Origin of the sequence: Dysgonomonas sp. Shenzhen-Wh21 (genome assembly GCF_043392705.1) — a bacterium.
Lineage (GTDB): Bacteria > Bacteroidota > Bacteroidia > Bacteroidales > Dysgonomonadaceae > Dysgonomonas.
The window spans coordinates 1-20,816 of the sequence record NZ_JAIXHZ010000093.1 but is presented as its reverse complement, the minus strand read 5'-3'; the positions used below and the strand labels follow the sequence as shown (position 1 = coordinate 20,816).

General features: G+C 38.2%; 20 protein-coding genes and 2 tRNA genes. 15 read left to right on the top strand and 7 right to left on the bottom strand.

Features of this window, described 5'->3' with window-relative positions; translation table 11 throughout:
• Window positions 1–136 precede the first annotated feature (136 nt).
• The 5 genes from LDB17_RS06370 to eco form a co-directional block, all read right to left on the bottom strand.
• Window positions 137–895 (bottom strand): MBL fold metallo-hydrolase, encoded by a 759-nt coding sequence (locus LDB17_RS06370; protein ID WP_252637572.1) that lies wholly within the window; start codon window positions 893–895, stop codon window positions 137–139.
• Between the two features lie 24 nt (window positions 896–919).
• The gene (locus LDB17_RS06365) at window positions 920–1,720 is read right to left on the bottom strand and encodes a hypothetical protein (protein WP_252637573.1); all 801 of its coding nucleotides are present in this window, start codon (window positions 1,718–1,720) and stop codon (window positions 920–922) included.
• Between the two features lie 167 nt (window positions 1,721–1,887).
• Entirely contained in the window at window positions 1,888–2,406 is a 519-nt protein-coding gene (locus tag LDB17_RS06360) for an SPOR domain-containing protein (protein ID WP_135103720.1), read from the bottom strand.
• Between the two features lie 99 nt (window positions 2,407–2,505).
• Window positions 2,506–3,777: a serine--tRNA ligase gene (gene serS / locus LDB17_RS06355; protein WP_252637574.1), complete on the bottom strand. Its 1,272-nt coding sequence runs from the start codon at window positions 3,775–3,777 to the stop codon at window positions 2,506–2,508.
• 173 nt (window positions 3,778–3,950) lie between these two features.
• Window positions 3,951–4,445 (bottom strand): serine protease inhibitor ecotin, encoded by a 495-nt coding sequence (gene eco, locus LDB17_RS06350; RefSeq protein ID WP_252637575.1) that lies wholly within the window; start codon window positions 4,443–4,445, stop codon window positions 3,951–3,953.
• Between the two features lie 281 nt (window positions 4,446–4,726).
• Between eco and LDB17_RS06345 the strand changes: the two genes are divergently transcribed.
• The 6 genes from LDB17_RS06345 to LDB17_RS06320 all read left to right on the top strand — a co-directional run bounded on the left by LDB17_RS06345 (window position 4,727) and on the right by LDB17_RS06320 (window position 11,607).
• Entirely contained in the window at window positions 4,727–5,548 is an 822-nt protein-coding gene (locus tag LDB17_RS06345) for a hypothetical protein (RefSeq protein WP_393924939.1), read from the top strand.
• Between the two features lie 40 nt (window positions 5,549–5,588).
• Window positions 5,589–6,392, top strand: coding sequence for a LytTR family DNA-binding domain-containing protein (locus LDB17_RS06340; protein ID WP_252637579.1), 804 nt, complete (start codon window positions 5,589–5,591; stop codon window positions 6,390–6,392).
• A 213-nt stretch (window positions 6,393–6,605) separates the two neighbouring features.
• Window positions 6,606–8,648 carry a methionine--tRNA ligase gene (gene metG / locus LDB17_RS06335; protein WP_252637580.1) on the top strand — a complete coding sequence of 681 codons (2,043 nt, stop codon included), beginning with the start codon at window positions 6,606–6,608 and terminating at the stop codon, window positions 8,646–8,648.
• Window positions 8,649–8,962: 314 nt separating this feature from the next.
• Window positions 8,963–9,466 (top strand): RNA polymerase sigma factor, encoded by a 504-nt coding sequence (locus LDB17_RS06330; RefSeq protein ID WP_252637582.1) that lies wholly within the window; start codon window positions 8,963–8,965, stop codon window positions 9,464–9,466.
• Window positions 9,453–10,064, top strand: a complete 612-nt coding sequence (locus tag LDB17_RS06325) for a hypothetical protein (protein ID WP_252637584.1) — start codon at window positions 9,453–9,455, stop codon at window positions 10,062–10,064. Before LDB17_RS06330 ends, LDB17_RS06325 begins: the two co-directional genes overlap by 14 nt.
• 160 nt (window positions 10,065–10,224) lie before the next feature.
• A complete protein-coding gene (locus tag LDB17_RS06320) occupies window positions 10,225–11,607 on the top strand; it encodes a tyrosine phenol-lyase (protein WP_252637585.1) in 1,383 nt (460 codons plus the stop codon).
• 65 nt (window positions 11,608–11,672) lie between these two features.
• Here LDB17_RS06320 and LDB17_RS06315 read toward each other — a convergent pair whose 3' ends face one another.
• Window positions 11,673–12,275 (bottom strand): nitroreductase family protein, encoded by a 603-nt coding sequence (locus tag LDB17_RS06315; RefSeq protein ID WP_252637587.1) that lies wholly within the window; start codon window positions 12,273–12,275, stop codon window positions 11,673–11,675.
• Between the two features lie 147 nt (window positions 12,276–12,422).
• On the opposite strand from LDB17_RS06315, the gene LDB17_RS06310 reads away from it, so the two are divergent.
• The 9 genes from LDB17_RS06310 to LDB17_RS06270 all read left to right on the top strand — a co-directional run bounded on the left by LDB17_RS06310 (window position 12,423) and on the right by LDB17_RS06270 (window position 20,036).
• Entirely contained in the window at window positions 12,423–13,109 is a 687-nt protein-coding gene (locus tag LDB17_RS06310; protein ID WP_252637589.1) for an HAD family phosphatase, read from the top strand.
• Window positions 13,110–13,114: 5 nt separating this feature from the next.
• Window positions 13,115–14,038, top strand: coding sequence for a class I SAM-dependent methyltransferase (locus tag LDB17_RS06305; RefSeq protein ID WP_252637590.1), 924 nt, complete (start codon window positions 13,115–13,117; stop codon window positions 14,036–14,038).
• A 1-nt stretch (window position 14,039) separates the two neighbouring features.
• Window positions 14,040–16,565, top strand: a complete 2,526-nt coding sequence (locus LDB17_RS06300) for a YfhO family protein (RefSeq protein WP_252637592.1) — start codon at window positions 14,040–14,042, stop codon at window positions 16,563–16,565.
• A 1-nt stretch (window position 16,566) separates the two neighbouring features.
• Window positions 16,567–17,472 (top strand): glycosyltransferase, encoded by a 906-nt coding sequence (locus tag LDB17_RS06295; RefSeq protein WP_252637594.1) that lies wholly within the window; start codon window positions 16,567–16,569, stop codon window positions 17,470–17,472.
• Between the two features lie 192 nt (window positions 17,473–17,664).
• The gene (locus tag LDB17_RS06290; protein ID WP_252637596.1) at window positions 17,665–18,255 is read left to right on the top strand and encodes a hypothetical protein; all 591 of its coding nucleotides are present in this window, start codon (window positions 17,665–17,667) and stop codon (window positions 18,253–18,255) included.
• A gap of 1 nt (window position 18,256) precedes the next feature.
• Window positions 18,257–19,192 (top strand): tRNA epoxyqueuosine(34) reductase QueG, encoded by a 936-nt coding sequence (queG, locus tag LDB17_RS06285; RefSeq protein ID WP_252637598.1) that lies wholly within the window; start codon window positions 18,257–18,259, stop codon window positions 19,190–19,192.
• Window positions 19,193–19,223: 31 nt separating this feature from the next.
• Entirely contained in the window at window positions 19,224–19,766 is a 543-nt protein-coding gene (locus tag LDB17_RS06280) for a hypothetical protein (RefSeq protein ID WP_252637600.1), read from the top strand.
• A gap of 105 nt (window positions 19,767–19,871) precedes the next feature.
• Window positions 19,872–19,944 (top strand) — tRNA-Gly (locus tag LDB17_RS06275).
• An 8-nt stretch (window positions 19,945–19,952) separates the two neighbouring features.
• Window positions 19,953–20,036: transfer RNA gene (locus tag LDB17_RS06270), tRNA-Leu, on the top strand.
• Window positions 20,037–20,191: 155 nt separating this feature from the next.
• On the opposite strand, the gene LDB17_RS06265 is transcribed toward LDB17_RS06270, so the two are convergent.
• Window positions 20,192–20,602, bottom strand: a complete 411-nt coding sequence (locus LDB17_RS06265; protein ID WP_252637602.1) for a hypothetical protein — start codon at window positions 20,600–20,602, stop codon at window positions 20,192–20,194.
• Window positions 20,603–20,816: the final 214 nt, after the last annotated feature.

Sequence of the window (20,816 nt, the reverse complement as noted above, 5' to 3'; positions counted from 1 at the left end):
ATAAAAAGTTATTAATATCTCTTTTGATATGTGCTTGTGTATTTTTAATGTCCTCGTTAAGTAATATTCTGTTCAAGAATAAAAATAAATCTAACGGGGTCTATGATACTATTAATCTTCGTTGTATAACCTTATATTATATATTGATTTCAAGCCCGTCGTACGACAAGTATACATTTGGAGGCAATATGACCTGTACCTTATCATGTAATCCCATTTGATGAGACATGTGTGTCAGATAAGCTTTCTTAGGAGATATTTTCTTTATCTCTTCCAAAGCTTCTATTAGATTTAAATGAGATATATGCTTGTCGATACGTAGAGAACTAATAACTAAGGTATCCAAGTCTTTTAATTTATAGTATTCTTCTTCAGGTATATGCTTTACATCAGTGAGATAAGCGAAGTTATTGATTCGGTAACCTAAAATAGGCAGCATGTGATGCATGATTTTTATAGGTTGTATCTCAATATTCCCTATATAAAAAGACGCTTCATGACTCACTTCGTGAAGCCTGAACGTGGGAACTCCGGGGTAGCGGTGCTCCCTGAAAGAGTAGGGGATTCTTATTTTTAGCGCATCTAAGGTAATAGCGTTCGAGTATATATCTACATCGTCGAATCTACAGAAAGGACGTAAATCGTCTAATCCGCCCACATGGTCATAATGTTCGTGAGTGAGTAATACTCCATGAATGTGCGAAAATTCCTCATGAATAATTTGCTCCCGGAAATCAGGACCACAATCGATAAGAATTCGCTTATCACCTATATTCAATAAAACAGACGCTCGCAGGCGTCTGTCTTTTATGTTATTAGAGGTGCATACCTCACATTTGCAGCCAATTTCAGGGACTCCTGTGGATGTTCCTGTTCCTAAGAACTTTATCTTCATCCTTATCAAATATCTTTGTTTACACTATTTTCGTAGAATCCATAAATCTGTTAATGGTATTCTGTATGTTTTCAATAATTGTGCAGAAGACTTTCGTGCATTATACTGTTCTTCCACGGTCTTTATTTTATTCAAAGCTTCCTGTTCCGAGTCATACGTTCCGATAATAACATAATATATACCCGAAGTGTTTTTTACTACGATTAAAGACTCTTTCGCCCCTAACGTTTTTTTTAGGTGTTCTGATCCATTATATTTATTCGTTAGTGAAGCTATTACTACATTATATTTTTTAAGCTTTGCTTTATCTTCTTTATTTAAGTAAGATAATCCTTCTGTTTTGAGCGTTTTCTTCTCACTATCGAGTAAATGCGCAAAAAAGTCTGAACTTTCGGGTTCTCCAACCAATGTTTCGCTTGTTTGTCCTCCTTCTGCTTGAGCATTAGACGGTGATGTTACAGGCACCACAACAGATGTCTTCTTCGGACAATCGGGACATTGATCGATAAGAGCCTGTCTGCGTTTTGCAGCTTCCAAATATACATCTCCATTTGCATACTCCGAATCATCATGATTTACTTTATAATGTTCATAAGTAGTTTTTACCTGAGCCATGTAAGCCGATTCGGCCGCATAGTTTATTGATTCGCTACTACTTTTCGTTTCTTTACCCGAAGTATTTTTGCTTTCTTCGATTAAGAAGCTTTCTCCTTTCATCTGATTGTTTGCCTCCCGATAAAATTTAGTAATAGATTTTTCCTGTGATCCACAAGAGGATACAAACATAATAATTGATAGTAGTAAAGTTGTGTAGATTGTCTTCATTCTTAGATGTTTGTTTAGTAAATATTATCTATATCACTATACAAAGATATAAAAAAAGACGTTCAATTAATACTCTAAAGGTTAAAAGTAAGGGTGTTTAAATGGCATTGGCTTTAGTTATAAACATGAAAAAAGGAGAGCTGTTAAGGCTCTCCTCTTATATTCGTTTAGTATTCTCGCTGTAATATCCACCAATCGTTAAATGGAATTCCGTATTTGCTTTTTAGAGCAGATACATCTCCCATTGCATGGTATTTTTCGAGGATTTCATTCTTTTTAGCTACAGCTTGTTCCTTCGAGTCGTAACTTGCTATAATTACACGATACATTCCCTGATCGTTGCGAACCAATATTATATTGTAACCGTCGTTTCCAAATCTTTCTTTCAAAGATTCAGCTCCGGGTTTCATTGCCATTGCAGCAACAACTACACTGTAAGCCTTCAACCCATTAGCATCACTTTCGTATACCGGGGTTACTTTTTCTTTTCTAACGGTTTCGCTACTGTAGCTAGGAGTCGTAGTCGCCGGTTTCGAAACAGGAGTTGAAGATACTGAGTTCTCTTCCATTTCTCTTTCTTTCGCAGCTTCATATACCGACTTATATGCACTTTGTTTAGGTTTACAAGACCCAAATGCAATAAGGAAAGCCAGAGCTAATCCAATTCCAATTAATTTTTTATTCATATCCTTTATTTTAATATGTTAGATTTAGCATTTGACGCAAAATTAATACATTACCATTTAGTATAACGCTTTTTTGTGGCAAATAGTATGATTTTCACTTTAATTAATAAATTCAAAACCTGTATATGGCACCAATACTTTCGGTATGCGAATGCCTGCATCGGTCTGATTGTTTTCTAACAATGCAGCAACAATGCGGGGTAAAGCTAATGCGCTGCCGTTCAGTGTATGAGCCAGCTGTATCTTTTTGTCTGCATCCCGATAGCGGCATTTCAGACGGTTTGCCTGATAGCTTTCGAAATTGGATACCGAGCTTACTTCGAGCCAACGTTTTTGTGCTGCCGAGAATACCTCAAAGTCGAATGTAAGGGCAGAAGTGAAACTCATATCCCCACCACATAGACGAAGTATTCGCCAAGGCAATTCAAGTTCATCAACGAGTGACTGAACATGAGCAACCATTTCCTTCAAAGAGTCGTAAGAGTGCTCAGGTTTGTCGATACGAACAATTTCAACTTTGTCGAACTGGTGTAAACGATTCAATCCACGAACGTCTTTCCCGTACGAACCTGCTTCGCGACGGAAACAAGCAGAATATGCCGTATTCATAATCGGAAGATCTTTTTCTTCGAGAATAACGTCACGATATATATTTGTTACAGGAACTTCGGCTGTAGGTATCAGATACAAATCATCCAACGTAGCATGATACATTTGTCCTTCCTTATCCGGCAACTGACCTGTACCATAACCCGAAGCAGTATTTACTACATAAGGTGGCTGTACTTCCAGATATCCGGATTCACGAGCTTCGTCAAGGAAATAGTTTATTAAAGCACGTTGTAGGCGTGCTCCTTTTCCTTTATATACCGGAAATCCCGCTCCTGTAATCTTTACGCCAAGTTCGAAATCGATAAGATCATATTTTTTAGCCAAGTCCCAATGTGGAAGCGCGTCTTCTCCAAGTTCAGGTATGATGCCTCCTGTTTTTTCTACAACATTGTCTTCGGCTACTCTTCCTTCAGGAACTTCGTCCGATGGAAGGTTTGGTATAAGAACAAGCAATTCTTGTAGATCTTGTTCTGCTTGGCGAAGTGTATCTTCGAGAACTTTACTTTGTCCTTTTATTTCAGCTACCCTGTTTTTTGCAATCTCAGCTTCGGCCTTATTGCCTTCTTTCATTAGTTGTCCTATGTGTTTCGATAGATTATTGGACTCTGACAAACAAGAATCTAAAGAGGTTTGTGTTCTCTTTCTTGTCTGGTCTATTTCCAATACCTTTTCGATTATTTCTTTTGCATCGAAATGTTTTTTAGCCAGCTTTTTAATTACTAGCTCAGGATTCTCACTAATTGTTTTCAGCGTTAACATAAGTCTGATTTTTGTTTATGTTGCAAAGTTATAAATATTTTAAGAAAATGTTATTTATATACCTATACAAGTTTTATTTGTTTTAGGAAGTAACAAAAGACGATAACGACCTTTATAAAAAAGAGACAGGTCGAAATCGACTTGTCTCTCTGTTTTGACGATTATCAACAATCTTATTTTATTTCAGAGTTTTGGTCTTTGCCGGCTTTCCAAACTCGATATTTAATCTCATAACCTTTCGGAGCGTATACCACTATAGGTAGTTTGCTATTGTATCTCACAATAAGAGATTGACTTGATACAAATCTGTTTTCGTTCGGCTTATTACATGCCATCATTGTAGAGGCTGTTTTTCCATCCGATGTGAATTCGTAATAAGTATATCCCCATCCCTGTAAATCTTTTTCTTCCAATTTACCCATCAGGGTATGCACATTGCAATCCACGCTCATTACTTTTCCGGGAACTATTTCTATCTTGAATTTAGATTCGTCCGACTTTTTACTTAGATAAATCACATGTCTCACCATTCCGTCTTTTGCTGCCGGATAGGGTTCTAGTATTTTGGCTCTTTCTTGTTTGCTTTGTGCATTTGCTACCGAAGCAAGAGATAAGCACAGACTCATCATAAGTAGTGTTAACGCTGCGAGTGTAGTTCGTTTCATCATGTTATTGTTTTAATTGTTTAATATTTAATTTGTTTCTAATATTGTTTTGCTATTATTATGACTAAGCAAAAAGATAAAGGTTTAAGATACTTGTTTGGTGTTAAATCTTTACTTTTATATTCGAATATAACAAGTGCCTGTCGTAAAGGTTCATATCCGATTCTTTTGTTTGCAAGTTTTTATCTTTCGTTTGTCGGGAAATAGAATTCGTTCATCGATTATTACTTGTTTATATATGCCGGTCGGATTAATTTTACATCATAACATTAAATAAGTTTATTATGAGACGAAATTTAGAAGATAGACATTTTTTTAAAAGAGCTAGAAGAGATAAATCAAATAAAGACGGTATCGGTTTTGCCGTTTTGCTAATTCTAGTCGGAGGCTTTTTCTTATTCTTTAATATGGGAATTCTTCCCGATGTATTAAGACCAATATTTATATCGTGGCAGATGTTATTGATCGGAGTTGGGGTATGGTCTCTTGTTGTAAAACGAAAACTAGGGCAGGGACTTTTGGCAATTGGTTTTGGATTATTTTTTATCTACCCCAAATTGAGTTCTGCATTTCCCACTATTTTCATTGATCTCGATATCGATTTCAGAACATACTGGCCAATAATACCGATAACAGTGGGCACCGTTTTAGTATTAAACTGGTTGAGATCTTCTGATAATAAAAAAGGTGAGCGATGGAATAAAGTATATAATGCAGAGACTGATGAGTGGCACGAGTCTGCTCAGAGCCTCCGAAAATCATATTCTTTTCGAAAAAATCGGATTTATTATGTATTGCCTGAGCAGATCATATTATCTCAAAACTTTAAAGGAGGAGAAGCTAATGTAATTTTCGGAGAGTTGATCTTAGATTTGCGTAAGGCTCAGCTGGGTGAAAATATAGCATACTTAGAATTGAATGCGATATTTGGCAGCTTGGTTGTATATATCCCGTCAGAATGGACATTAAAGGTGGATAGTTCTACTGTTTTAGGTGCTTTCCAAGACCGACGTTTGTATAAAGACGAATCTTTGGAGAATGAAAATGGCGCACGGGTTATAATGGAGGCTAATAGTATATTTGGCAATATAGAAATCCGAAATTAAACAGATAGCCGTTAGGATGAAGAGTCGCTTGATAATCATAATGTACATTTTTATAGCATTGCTGACTACTGCTATTATATATGGCTGTATGAAGCCTTTGGCGATGGTTCCCTTGCCTGTATTGTGGGCTGACGCTTGTGTCTCGGGGATTGTTTTGTCTATACTTTTATTTTTATTGTATGAGATTGTAAAATATACTCGCTTTGCTACTTTGCCTTTTAAGCAACAGGTCGTTAATTATACTGCATTAGCTATATTATTTGTGTTTTTCTGGTTGGGAGCAGATCTTTTAGCTCTGTATACACTTTTCCCCCAAGAGGAATGGATTGGTTTGTTGCCGATCTCTACAACTCGGATTGTTTTAAGCTTGCTGGTATATGTGTCTGCAATACTTTTTTACAATAATATATATAAGTCTAATGTACAGAGTTCAGATGAAAATACGGATGAGTTTCCTATTGCAGAAGATGATAATATAGAGAATCTCGTGACTGAAGAAATAAAACCAAATGAAGAATTGGAGCGTGTCGCTGTAAAAAATGGGCAAAGAATAGAGGTAATCCCTGTCTCCAATATAATTTATATACAGGCAGAGGGAGATTATGTGATGATATACTCGGATAAAGGTAAATTCCTCAAAGAGCAAACGATGAAGTCTTTCGAAAGCCTCTTACCTTCTACTAAATTTGTGCGTGTACATCGTTCCAGTATCGTAAATGTCGATTTTATAGCGCAAATAGAATTGTATAATAAACAAAGCCAATTGCTAAAGCTCAAAGATGGTTCACAGGTGAGGATTAGTATGAATGGGTATAGGCTCTTAAAGCAAACGCTGGGTTTGTAAGGTTGTTAATAAGGTTAAGAGTTTCAATTTTAATGAAAGTAGTCTCCGCTTCTTTTTTTACCACAGAGTAAAAAGAGTAAAGCGGAGTTTTTGATCATAAAACAAAACCCCAAACAAAAATCATAAAGGACTGTATTTTTTGTCTCTAAGTTCCTATCTTTGCACCACGAAAATGCATTTTACGGGAACTAAATATAAAATAACTTACTATATATGACCAAGAAATACAACAGAACCCTTGTTACATCGGCCCTTCCTTATGCCAATGGTCCTGTACATATCGGACATCTTGCCGGAGTTTATATTCCTGCCGATATTTACGTTCGTTATCTTAGGCTTAAAGGTGAAGATGTAATACACATAGGTGGTTCTGATGAGCATGGTGTTCCTATCACCATCCGTGCAAAGAAAGAGGGAGTTACACCTCAGGATATTGTTGATAAGTATCATGGAATTATCAAGAAATCTTTTGAAGATTTCGGAATAGCTTTCGATATTTATTCCCGTACAAGCTCTGATATTCATAAAAAGACAGCTTCTGACTTTTTTCTAACGTTGCATAATAAGGGAGCTTTTGAGGAAAAAACAAGTGAACAATATTATGATGCGGAAGCTCAGATGTTTCTCGCCGACCGTTATATTATGGGTGAATGCCCTCACTGTGGCAATCCGAATGCTTACGGAGATCAGTGTGAGTCGTGCGGAACATCGCTTAGTCCTACCGATCTGAAAAATCCTCGCTCTACAATATCAGGTTCTACTCCTGTGATGCGTGAAACAAAACACTGGTATCTGCCTCTTGACAAGCACGAATCGTGGCTTCGTCAGTGGATACTCGAAGATCATAAAGAGTGGAAATCGAATGTTTACGGACAGTGTAAGTCATGGCTGGATATGGGGTTACAACCTCGTGCCGTAAGTCGCGACCTCGATTGGGGTGTGCCTATTCCACTGCCCGATGCAAAAGGAAAAGTACTTTATGTGTGGTTCGATGCTCCTATCGGATATATTTCTAATACGATAGAATTGCTGCCGGATAGCTGGGAGAAATGGTGGAAATCGGAAGATACGAAATTGGTACACTTTATCGGGAAAGATAACATTGTTTTCCACTGTATCGTTTTCCCTGCCATGTTGAAGGCTGAAGGTTCTTTTATTTTACCTGAAAATGTCCCGGCAAATGAATTCCTGAATCTGGAGGGAGATAAAATATCTACTTCTCGAAACTGGGCTGTGTGGTTGCACGAATATCTCGAAGATTTTCCGGGACAACAAGATATACTTCGTTATGTACTCACGGCTAATGCTCCCGAAACGAAGGATAATGATTTTATGTGGAAAGATTTTCAGGCTCGTAACAACAATGAGCTTGTAGCTATTCTGGGGAACTTTATCAATCGTGCATTAGTACTTACCCAAAAATATTTTGAGAATAAAGTACCGCAGCTGAATGAACTGACAGACTATGACAAGGAAACCCTTAAAGAGTTTGCAGATGTAAAGGCTGTAGTCGAATCTTATCTCGATACATACCGTTTCCGCGATGCGCTTAAAGAAGCCATGAATTTGGCTCGTATCGGTAACAAATATCTGGCAGATACAGAGCCTTGGAAAGTCGTTAAAACGGATATGGCACGTGTAGAAACAATATTGAATATATCTCTACAGATTACAGCCAATCTCGCAATCGCTTTCGAGCCGTTCTTGCCATTCAGCGTGAAAAAGATACGCCGGTTTATAAATGTTGATAACCTGACATGGGATCAACTAGGACGCATTGATCTGCTGCCTGTAGGACATCCGTTGAATCATTCGGAATTGTTGTTCTCTAAAATAGAAGATGAAACGATAGAAAAACAAATCCAGAAACTTCTGGATACTAAAAAAGCAAATGAACAGGCTGTGGAAGTAAAAATTGCTCCGCAGAAACCAAACGTTGCTTTTGATGATTTTTCGAAGCTCGATCTTCGTGTTGGAACAGTTTTGGAGTGTATAAAAGTACCTAAAGCTGATAAATTGTTGCAATTCTTAATTGATGATGGCATGGGTAAACGTACCATTATTTCGGGAATAGCAGCTTGGTACAAGCCTGAAGATTTAGTAGGTAAGCAGGTGTGTTTTATTGCAAATCTCGAACCACGGAAACTAAAAGGAATAGAGTCGCAAGGGATGATTCTTTCTGTAGAAGATGGGGGCGGTAATTTATCGCTTATTACACCTTCTAAGGATGTAGAACCGGGTTGTCAGATAGGATAAAGAATAATATATTTCTCTTAAACCGATATACCTCAAGAGGTGTGTCGGTTTTTTATTTGAACTTATTTTGATTTTTGACCACGAAGTCTCACGGAGTAAAGCGTAAAAAACTATTGTCGTCTTTTGTCATTGATTACACTGCGTTCCGTCGAACGTTCTTTCTGAGCGAAGAAAGGATCTCCTTGCAATAAAGAGTCGAGATGCTTCGTTACCTCAGCATGACAAATAGAATATACAGTATTATTATAAAAAAATAGTTTTCTTGTAATAAAATTCAAGTAACTTCTACTATATAGTAAAAGGACAATAATGATATGGATGATCTGAGAGAGAACTTTCTACAAATGCTGGAAAAATATCAATCCATTTTGCATAAGGTGAGTCTTATCTACTTTAGGCATGAAGATGAACGGAAAGATAATTTTCAGGAAATTGTTTATCAGATGTGGAAAGCATACGCATCTTTACGAAATAGAGAGAACGTTGTATCGTGGATATACTCAATATCTATCAATACTTCTATATCACGAATTAGAAAAGATTCCCGGATGCAGTACCGGGAAGAATTGCCCGATGAGGCTTGTGTAGATATGGCTAAGCAATGGGCTGTGGATGAAGATATGAGTATGCTGTTGACAGCTATTTATAATTTGAATGATATCGACAAATCGATCATACTGCTTTATTTGGAGGAGAAAAGCTATGAAGAAATTTCAGAAATCATAGGTATAAGTAAATCCAATGTAGGGACTAGGATAAACCGAGCAAAAAATATTTTGAAGGACAACTTAATTAAGATGGGTTATGAAAAGGGATAATTTACAAGATATATGGCACAAAGGAAGCTCTAATATAGAGGCTCAATCTTCTGAAGACCTCAAAAAGCTGCTAGAAAAGAAGGTTGTCAAAGTGATGAGAAAACATTCTTTTATTGATTATATTTCCATATCGGTAGGAATTATACTTTTTGTATTACTGGTATATGCCGGAATAAAAAGAGCGAGTGATACCTATTATCTAATAAACAATATAGTGCTATGCTTTGTAGTTGCTGTCTTTGTTGTATCGGGCATCCGATCGCACTATAAGATAAATTATAATACGATGAGTCTTCCTCTCAGAGATTGGTTGAGGTATCGGATAAATGAGATATCCAAATCGCAAAAGATGTATCCGGTTCGTTATCTTTTTGCGATCTTAATGATTTTACCATGCTATCTGTCTTTTTTCGTATATTCAATAAACAGGTCTTTTCTTGATGTTGTTACGAATGAAGCGTTCTTTCCTGGTTTTCTTATTGTATTTATTAGCGGTTCTTTCTCTTCTTTCTTGGCCATGAGGAATATAAGCCTATATAAAAAGAAAATATTAAAAAGTCTTAAAAAAATGTATGATCAACTTTGCGAACAAGATTGATCCCTGTTATTTTGTAAGTAAATAAGGTTTGTTTCTATTTTCTTTTTGATGTTTTTATTTTATATTTGTAGTGTAGTGCTGTTTGATTTGTCAAATAGTTAGTTGACCTTGCTTTATTTTCTTTTCGATAAATAATTCTTTTAACCAAAAATCTACGAATATGGCATTCTCAAAGAAACCATGGGCAGAGCCCTATCGCATCAAAGTAGTAGAACCCCTGAAAACCACAACAAGGGAGCATCGTTTGAAATGTATGAAAGAAGCCGGATGGAATACCTTCTTACTCCATGCCGATGATGTCTATATCGATTTGTTGACGGATAGCGGAACGAATGCGATGAGTGATATGCAATGGTCGAGAATGATGATCGGGGATGAGGCTTACGCCGGTAGCCGCAGTTTCTACTATTTGGAAGAAGTCTGTAAAAAATATTACGGTTACAAATATATTCTGCCTACTCATCAAGGTCGTGGAGCCGAAAACTTACTAAGCAAATGTATGATTACTCCGGGACAGTATGTGGCAGGTAATATGTATTTTACGACTACACGTCAGCATCAGGAGATTGCAGGAGGTACATTTGTAGATGTGATTATCGATGAGGCGCACAAAAGTCAATCTACACATCCTTTCAAGGGAAATATAGACCTCGAAAAATATGAGAGGCTGATTAAAGAAAAAGGTGCAAAAAATATAGCCTACATTACTGTCGGTGCCCCTGTGAATATGGCGGGAGGGCAGCCTGTGAGTATGGCGAATATGAAGGCCGTATCGGAACTGTCTCACAAGCATGGTATCAAAGTTGTGTTGGATGCTACACGCAATATAGAGAATGCGTATTTTATCCAACAGCGCGAAGAGGGTTGCAAAAATCGCAGCGTAGAGGATATAAATCGTGAATTTTGTTCTTATAGCGATGCTGCGACAGTCAGTGCCAAAAAAGATTTGTATGTAAATATCGGAGGTTTGGTTATGTGTAACGATGCTGATCTTTACGATGATTTACGAAGTCTGATTGTTGTATACGAAGGAATGCCAACATACGGAGGTCTTGCCGGAAGGGATATGGAAGCGATGGCTCAGGGACTGATCGAAGCTGTACAGGATGATATGATAGCCTCGCGTGTTCGTCAGGTCGAATATTTCGGTAATCTGCTGTATGAGGCAGGTATACCAATTGTGTTGCCTATCGGAGGACACGGTGTATTTATTGATGCCAAGAAATTTTACTCACATATACCACAAGATCAATTTCCTGCACAGAAACTGGCTGCGGATATTTATATCGAATCAGGAGTGAGAGGAATGGAGCGAGGAATTGTATCGGCAGGAAGGAATAAACAGACAGGTGATCACTATTATCCCGAGCTGGAGTTGGTGAGATTGACTGTTCCTCGTCGGGTATATACACAGGCTCATTTCGATGTGGCAGCTTGGAGTATAATAGAGATGTTTAAAGATCGGGATAAAGCCCGGGGATTGAAGATGGTGTACGAGCCTAAATTCCTTCGTTTCTTCCAAGGACGATTTGAGGAATTATAATAAAACAAAGGGAGCGGTTTTTGCCGCTCCCTTTGTTTGATAAAGAACTTAACCTATTCTTTCTTTTATTTAAATACTACTACTCTGCTTTCTAGCGGTTGGAATTCCTTTGGTCCTGCTTCGCTTGTTGGTGTGCCAAATGGCATTTGAGCTATCAGTTTCCATTTAGGGCTGATGTTGAATGCTTTGGCTACTTCCTCATCAATTATCGGATTGTAATGTTGCAGTGATGCGCCTAATCCAGCTTCTTCGAGCATTGTCCAAATAGCAAACTGGTGCATTGCCGATGTGTGCTGAGACCATACAGGGAAGTTTTCGCTGTATGCAGGGAATGCGTCTTGCAAGCCTTTTACAACATCTGTATCTTCATAGAAAAGTATTGTTCCGTGACCTGCAGCAAATGCACCGTCTATCTTCGCTTCTGTAGCCGGAAAAGCTTCAGGTGAAACAAGCTTCTTTAATACCGATTTTACAATATCCCACAGTTTTTTGTGGTTGTCATTCAATAGGAGAACTACCCTTGTAGATTGCGAATTGAATGATGATGGAACATGCAAAACTGCGAAGTCTATAATTTCTTTTATCTGATTATCTGAAATAGGGCTCTTGTCATTGATAGCGTAATATGTTCTACGACCTTCTATTGCTTCTTTAAGATTCTTTTTCATTGTTTATTTTATTTAATTAGTGTCTAAACTCTATAGTTGGCTTTGTTTCTCTAACGTCAAAGTTAAAGCAAATGTTTTAGTGATTTATATAAAAATAATAATAGTTATCTCTTCAAATATCTATATATCTAAGTATTTCGTACATTTGTGGCTGAATTCTTAACAAATGGTATAATGCTTTTTTCGGGAGTAATATTTGATTTTAACGGAACATTATTTTGGGATACTAAGCTGCATAATAAAGCATGGGATATATTTCTGACTAAACATGGTTTGTTTTTATCCGATGAGGACAAGTTTAAGAAGATGCATGGTAAAAACAATAAGGATTTGTTTATTGAATTATTTAATAAGCCCTTGTCTGACGTTGAAATTCAAAAGTATGTGCTTGAAAAAGAAGGACTGTATCAGGATCTGTGTTTGCAAACCGATATGCAATTAGCACCCGGAGTTGCTGACTTCCTGGATTTCCTGAAAGGGAATAAAATACCATTTACCATTGCCACTGCCTCAGGGAAAGAGAATCTCGATTTTTATTTCGAGCATCTTCCTCTTACCCGATGGTTCGAATACGATAAGGTTGTTTATAACAACGGAAAGATAAAAGGAAAACCCGATCCTCAGATATATCAGAATGCTTTGGCTATTATAGGCAAGCAACCTGAGGATGTCATTATATTCGAAGATGCTGTAGCCGGATTGCAATCTGCACGAAATGCAAAAGCCGGAAAAATAATTGTCGTAAACTCAAATGATGACGATTATACAGACTGGTCGGATTGCCAGATAATTAAAAATTTTGACGAAGTAGATAGAACGCAATTTGTATTATAAAGAAAATGGAGAGCTCTATAAAGAAAGTTCATACTGTAATTTGTCCTGTCTGCGGAAGTCGTGGAATTGACCCTTTTCTATCCTGTAAAGATTATCTTACAACTCAGGAAGTCTTTGAAATCAATAAATGCAATGTATGTGGTTTTGCTTTTACTCAGGATTTTCCTGTCGAAAATGAAATCGGAAAATACTACGAAGCACCTGAATATATTTCACACTCGGATACAAACCGGGGAATAATAAACAGTCTGTACCATCTGGCTCGTAAGATAGCTTTGAAGTCGAAGTCGAAGCTAGTTACCAAATATGCGGGCAGTAAAAAAGGGATGCTGCTTGATATAGGTTCAGGAACCGGCTATTTCCTAAATCGGATGAAAGAACTGAAATGGATTGTAACAGGCATAGAGAAATCGGCATCAGCCAGAAAGTATGCAAAACAAAAATTCGGCATAGATTGTCAGGACTCCGAATATCTTTACGAGATTCCGTGCCAGACAAAAGATGTGATTACGATGTGGCATGTGCTGGAGCATCTCGAACATCTGAACAGTGTACTGGACTATCTCCAAAAAATATTGAAAGATGACGGTACTCTCGTTATTGCTTTGCCCAATAAAGAATCGTTTGATGCAAGATACTATAAAGAATATTGGGCTGCCTACGATGTGCCCCGCCACCTATGGCATTTCTCTTCTTCCGATTTTCAGCGCATTGCAAACAGGCATCAGTTCGAAATTATAGAAGTGAAGCCGATGTATTTCGATGCTTTCTATATATCTATGCTGAGTGAGAAAAATATGGGACATTCGTTTGCCAGTTTGCGAGGATTGATTCGAGGTGGAGTTTATTTCCTACGTACTTTGAGGAATAAAAATGGCAGTAGTTCGTTGATTTATATATTAAAGAAGAAAATAACAAACACAAAATAAGATGATAAAAAAAGAGCAGTCTTTGGTGAAGATGTTGTTGCCACATATTATTGCAGTGGTTGCATTTTTATTTATAACAATGGCATATTTTAGCCCTATGTTGCAAGGTAAAGTGTTGTCGCAGCACGATGTAACACAATATCAGGGCTCAGCAAAGGAAATTAGTGACTATTACTATAATGAGGGTAAGACTTCGGCATGGACAGGCTCGATGTTCTCCGGTATGCCTGCGTATCAGATAGGTGTGCATGGAGGCAGTCCAAATTTTCTTGACTATCTCGAAGCTCCTGTAAAAGCATTGGGCAACACTACGGCAGGACCTGTTTTTGCAGGTATGCTGATGGCCTATATCTTATTTTGCTTGATGGGATTCAGTCCGGCAGTTGCTATATTGGGGGCTGTTGCTTATTCGCTGTCATCTTACAATATTGTTATACTCAACGCCGGGCACGTGACTAAAGCATGGGCACTGGCATACATGCCGCTGATAGTGGCAGGCTTTATGTCGTTGTTTAAGAATAAAATTCTGCTCGGTAGTGTGTTGGTTGGTTTGGGGCTGGCTCTACAGATAAAAAGTAATCACTTACAGGTGACTTATTATACAGGTTTACTCAGTGTTATACTCTTCATTACATATGCAGTTGAGGTTCTCTCAAAAAAGAATTATAAGTCATTCCTTATGTCGTGTGGTGCGATGATTATTGCTGTGGCTTTGGCTGTGTTGGCTAATCTGGGGAATATATACGGCAATATGGAAATGGCACGAGAAAGTACGCGTGGAAAGTCTGAGTTGACTTCGCCGAAGTCTGAATCGGAAAAGCAATCGTCAGGACTCGACAAAGATTATGCTTTTGGGTGGAGCTATGGCAAAGCGGAAACATTCACATTCCTTGTTCCTAATCTGTACGGGGGAGAATCGAAGCCTTATGACAAAGATGCTCAGAGTATAAAAGTATTGACTCAGAAGGTACAATCGGGAGAAATTCCTGCCGAATTTGCCAATCAGGTGTCACGCATTCCTCAGTATTGGGGCGACCAGCCGTTTACTCAGGGAACTGTATATCTGGGAGCAATCGTTTGCTTCTTGTTCCTGTTGGGTATGATCATTATAAGAAGCAATGTAAAATGGGGTTTACTCGTGGCTACTATCTTTTTCATATTGCTGGCTTGGGGTAAAAATCTGGAATGGTTCAACGACTGGTTTTTCTATCACTTCCCGCTCTATAGTAAATTCAGGGCAGTGTCTACGGCTTTGGTAGTGCCTGCACTCACTATTGTTATGGTTGCGGTGTGGGGAATAAAAGAATTTTTCTCGGGAGAAATAGATAAAAAGAAACTAAAGAAAGCACTTTATATATCGTTAGGCGTAGTTGGTGGTTTTTGCCTTATTCTTTGGATAGCGCCGGGAGCATTCTTCAATTTCACTTCGGGTGCAGATGCACAATGGAAAGCACAGGTTCCTGAATGGTATTATAATGCATTGCTAGCCGATCGTCAAGACTTGATGTCGTCCGATGCTTTACGCTCTTTGGTGTTTGTTTTGTTGGGTGCAGCAATTTTGTATTTCTCTCTTCGGACGAAGGTTGATACAAAGAAAATGACAATATACGGTTCGCTGGGACTTGCCGTTTTAGTCTTGATCGATTTGTGGGGAGTTGATAAACGCTATTTGAATGAGAATAATTTTGTGGCTAAAAGCACCTACAAAACAGAGACGTTTTCTCCCTCGGTAGCCGATCAAGCTATCTTGAAAGATCGACATCCTTCCTACAGGGTTTTGAATCTCAATAATCCGTTTGCGGAAACAACGACTTCTTATTATCATAAATCTATTGGAGGCTATCATGCAGCCAAACTGAAACGTTATCAGGAATTGATCGATAGTCGTCTGGATGGTGAAGTTAATCAGATCATCGGCACATTCAGTTCGCAAAATATAGATACAATCATGGCATCGTTTAATAAAACGAAAGCACTGAATATGTTGAATGCAAAATACGTAATATATCATCCTGAACAACCACCATTGGTAAATCCGAATGCAATGGGAAATGCTTGGTTTGTAAATGAATACAAGTTGGTAAATAATGCTGACGAAGAAATTGCGGCAATCAATACTTTAGATCCGCACACAACAGCCGTTGTGGATAAGCGTTTCGAAAGCGAATTGTCGGGATTGAAAATTACCCCCGACTCTACAGCTACGATAGAACTAGTATCATATAAGCCGGATGTGTTGACTTACAAAACAAAAGCTGCCTCAGATCAACTAGCCGTACTTTCTGAGATTTATTTCTCGAATGGTTGGCAAGCTTATGTTGATGGAAAGGAAGTGCCTCACTTCCGTGCCGATTGGACATTGCGGGCAATGCGTGTTCCGGCAGGAGAGCATGAAATTGTTTTCAAGTTTGAGCCTCAGGGATATTATAACAGCCGCCATGTGGCAACAGCTTCTTCGGCAGTACTTGTTTTGTTGTTGATCGGCATAATTATAAGACCTTTTGTTTTGAAGAGAAAGGAAAAATAAAATGAAGCTATCTGTTATTTTCTGTACATACAATAGGGAGAAATATCTGTACAATGCGTTGAAAAGTATTTCGCAACAGAATATTCCATATCACGACTACGAAATAGTTATGGTGAATAACAACAGTACAGATTCTACAGAAAGTATTTGTAAGCAGTTTCGATATGATTATCCTGGAGTTAATTTCCGATATTTTCTTGAAACTCAACAGGGACTTTCGTATGCACGCAACAGAGGTGTGCAGGAGAGTAGGGGAGATATCCTTGTTTTTGTAGATGATGATGCTACTGCCTTCGAATCCTATCTTTCGTCCATAAAATCATTCTTCGAATCTCACCCCACCGTATCGGCATGTGGCGGGCCTATTGTGCCAGTATATGAGGTGGATAAACCGAAATGGCTGTCTCATTATACCGAGCAGCTTATTGGTGGAGCCCTGTACGAAGGAGATAAGATAAAACCTTTCAGCAACGGTAAATATCCCGGAGGTGGAAATTCAGCTTTCAGAAAACAAGTATTTGATAAATACGGACTGTTTAATGTAGAATTGGGCCGCAAGGGAACAGGGCTGATCGGGGCTGAAGAGAAAGACCTTTATGACAGACTGACAAGAGGTGGTGAAAAATTTTATTACCTGCCACAAATGGGTATCCATCATTATATCCCCGAAAAAAAACTTACAGAATCTCACTTCAGGGAACTAACTTATTCTATCGGAAAAAGCGAACGTATTCGTACTAAATCGATATCACCCAAGACCTACCAAAACAGAGTTTTTGCCGAATGTAAAAAATGGGCGGGCTCTATTGTCTTGTTTTTTGCTTATGCATTGAGGCTCTCTCCCGACAAGGGTTGGAAGCTGATACAATTCAGGTGGTATGTAAGTAAAGGGCTACTAGGGAAGTAGATTTTTCTGTATAAACCTCATATATAATAAAATAATTGTACTTTTATCTATTAAAGAGGATGATACATGACAAAAAAAGGTAACAAATAAAAGTACTCTGAAAAGTGTCACTTTTGTCACCTTTTGCTTGTAATGTATTGTTGAGTAGGTTTTTAGTTTTATGTGACGTTGTCACTTTTTAGTGATTAAAATATGAAAAAGAAGACTAATAGTAATTTATTGAAAGTTGTTGCCGCTATTGTAGTTGTTATCGTATTACTCTTTTTGTTTAGAGGAAACATTTACCGCATGGCTGTAAAATATGAAGATGGCGGAAGCCGTAAGTCTTATGATATAAAAGAAGGAGATTTGGCTACATTCATCAATCAGAGTCTACCTAACGATGAGGCATTAGATGCTACTATAAGCATTGAGCAGATTATCGACTTATCTCAGGAGATAACTACAAAAGTATTGGATTTTTCTTCCGATGCTCAGGAGAGTGATCCTCAGAAGCTTTTTGTTGCCACAGAGGCTAATTATACCGGCTATGCTGCTTTTACATCTGCTGTAGGTACTTACCTTATCAAGAGGTTTGGAATGGATAAGGAGTGGGAGGCTAAACCCAAGAAAGGCAAGCTGTACCTCTTTGGGAGCAACATGACTAAAGATGCTAAGAGCGGGTGGTTTAAAGATCATGACTTTGTTGTGTTCAGGAATAAGAATACAAAAGAGGAAATATACGTAGATCCTACAGTGGATGAATATCTTGGGCTGAAGCGAGTTGATAGATACCAAAAGTAAAATGTTGGCAAACGAAGATATCTCCCTGCAAATAAAAGATTATGCTTATAGTCTTGGCTTTGATGCTTGTGGGATTTGTAAGGCTGAGCCGATAGAGCTAGAGGAACAACAGTATTTTAAAGACTGGATTAGTCATTCATATCATGCCGATATGGATTATATGGCTAGAAATTCGGAGAAACGATGCAACCCTACTTTATTGGTTGAAGGTTCCCGTTCGGTGATCAGTGTCGCATTGAATTATTACCCCGAAACAAAGCAACCGCAAGAAAATCCTCAATTTGCTTATTACGCCTATGGCAAAGACTATCACGATGTGGTGAAGAGTAAGCTACAAACGCTGCTGGATTACATTAAGAGCTTAGAGCCGACGACCGAAGGACGGGCTTTTGTTGATACAGCGCCAATCTTAGAACGTTATTGGGCAGCCAAGGCCGGATTGGGATTTATTGGAAAAAATTCGTTGCTGATCATCCCGAAGAAGGGTTCTTATTTCTTTCTGGGCGAATTGATCATCAATCTGGAACTGACATACGATACTCCATTGAATTTATCGTGTGGAAACTGTACTCGCTGCCTCGATGCATGTCCTACATCGGCTATCGTAAAGCCTAGAGTGGTGAATGCGAGTAAGTGTATTTCGTATCAGACGATAGAAAATCGTGGCGAGATTGATGAACAGGTAATCTCGAAGATGAATAATCGTTTTTATGGCTGTGATATTTGCCAGCAAGTTTGTCCTTGGAACAGATACTCGCAGCCGCATCAGACGGAGGAGTTTAACCCCTCTCAGGCTTTTCTAGACCTGTCTTTTGACCGCCTCGATAAGCTGTCGGTTGAAGACTACCAGAAGATATTTAAGGGTTCGGCGGTGAAGCGTGCTAAATTTACAGGGTTGAAAAGAAATCTGGAAGCATTGAGGCAGAATATGAAATAATATTAAGTCGTTGATAACGTTTTGTAAGAATATGAAAAAGATAAAATATATAGTTTTGATAGTTGTGTTGGTGTTTTTGGGTTGTGAAAATGAAAAACCAAAGTATACTATTCCTGCTAGTCGTGTCAATTTTAACATCAATACATCATTCTTGGATAATAACTTAAATAACACAGGGAACATCAATGTATATTTAAGGAGTAAGGATAAGGCAAATTACGAAAAGTTAGTGGCAAACGTAAAAGGCCTGCAAGTTCTAAATGGAGATAGGGCAGGTAGTCCATATGTTGGCTATTCCGGGCTTCTTGTGATTAATACAGGTTCTACGTTGACACCAACTCCATTTGCTGTCTTTGATTTATGTTGTCCTGTAGAAGGGTTGGAACATGTGCGTGTTTTGCCTACAAATAATGGTATAGCAAAATGTCCTCAATGTAATTCAATATATGATATTATTTCTGGAACGGGTATTCCCAAGAGCGGACCAGCTTTAGAAAAAAGGAGCTCTTTGCAATCGTATTATATTGCACCAAGGGGACAAAATGAGTTTCATATATATTATGGGCAAAATTAGGTGCGATTTCTTTTGTAGAAAGGAAAACATTTTTTACATTTGCACTCGCTAAACGGAAAAGGCTTCCAAAATGTTGGGATTATAGCCTTGGATATAGCAGTAATTGCGAAAGTAGCTCAGTTGGTAGAGCACGACCTTGCCAAGGTCGGGGTCGCGGGTTCGAATCCCGTCTTTCGCTCATAGGCTGCTCGGATGGTGGAATGGTAGACACGCAAGACTTAAAATCTTGTGATCATTACGGTTGTGCGGGTTCAAGTCCCGCTCCGAGTACAATTTAACCCTGTTAGTCGTTTGATTATCAGGGTTCTTTGTTTTATTGGGGTGTACTAAAGGTGTACGGATTGACATAAGAATAGAAAATAGGGATAATAATAAAACCGCCTCACTTATCACAAGCAAGACGGCTGCAATACAAAGTTAAATCGCTATTTATCGGATAGCTCCGTTTTCTCTTGAATTGGTATAAAGTTTTTCCGATTAGGTGATGTATGTTTTACCTGATTCTTGAATTGAGCAAAATCTTCTTCAAGTCCCCTGCTTTGTAAATATCTTAGCACGATAGCAAGCGTTTTGTCTTGCTTTATAGTGTTGAGTTGAAAGAATATGCTTTCGATAAAGTTGTTATGAAAGATGGCGAGTAGGTTATTTATATTATTCTCTAATGTCCATTTTTCACTGCAGAATACACCAGTCAGTCCACCCACATAAGAGATAGGTTTTATGCCAAATTCACTTTCTTTTTCTCGCTGGTACTCTAGTATACTTGCGTTCATTTCCCGTGCTTTCTTTACAAGTTTGTCTCTTAATTCTTTTTCATCGATTAGTATTGTTTCCATAATGATAAGTTTTTAAATGTGTATTATATCTAAGTTATTCTTATTTGATAGTTATTTGATTAATCTCCGTTGTATGCACCGTTGCCGTAATAACGTGCCGGACTAGCGATATAGTTAGCGTTATATTCCGCTACCTCTTTGGCTAGTTTAGCGTCGTAAGCTGCCTTTCTAGCTGCTAGTATAGCATTATTGCGAACCTCAACTTTAGCAATCT